The organism is Candidatus Symbiothrix dinenymphae, assembly GCF_001431085.1.
In genome coordinates this window covers 1-570 of record NZ_BBRU01000255.1, presented here as the reverse complement: position 1 = coordinate 570, position 570 = coordinate 1, and the positions used below count along the sequence as shown (strand labels likewise).

Here is a 570-nt window from a genome sequence, read left to right as displayed (position 1 = left end):
TTTTGATAATCGGGTGAATATTGATAGGTTGATTGTCAATATTCGTTTTTGTGCTTCTCGGGGGGCGCAACTTGTGGTGTTGCAGGAGTTGCATAATGGGTTGTATTTTTGTCAGACGGAAAATACGCAGGCTTTTGATGGTAGCGAAACTATTCCCGGAGCATCTACCGACTTGTTTGGGCGATTGGCTAAAGAATTGGGCATTGTGCTGGTGCTGTCGTTGTTTGAAAAGCGCACCGCCGGCGTTTATCACAACACCGCCGTGGTCATTGAGCGCGACGGCACCATCGCGGGCAAATACCGCAAAATGCACATCCCTGATGACCCTGCCTATTACGAAAAATTCTATTTCACCCCCGGCGACTTGGGATTTCAACCCATACAGACCTCGCTGGGCAAGTTGGGCGTGCTCATCTGCTGGGACCAATGGTACCCCGAAGCCGCCCGCCTGATGGCATTGGCAGGTGCCGAACTGCTAATCTACCCCACCGCCATAGGTTGGGAATCGACAGACCCGGAAGCCGAAAAAATACGCCAACAAACAGCATGGCAGGTGGTGCAACAAGGGCA

1 protein-coding gene is annotated in these 570 nt (G+C 51.8%); it reads left to right on the top strand.

All coding sequences use genetic code 11. The features are described from left to right. Positions 1–13 precede the first annotated feature (13 nt). Positions 14–570 (top strand): nitrilase-related carbon-nitrogen hydrolase (locus tag ASC50_RS03405; protein WP_304518318.1); only part of this gene is annotated, 557 nt, incomplete at its 3' end.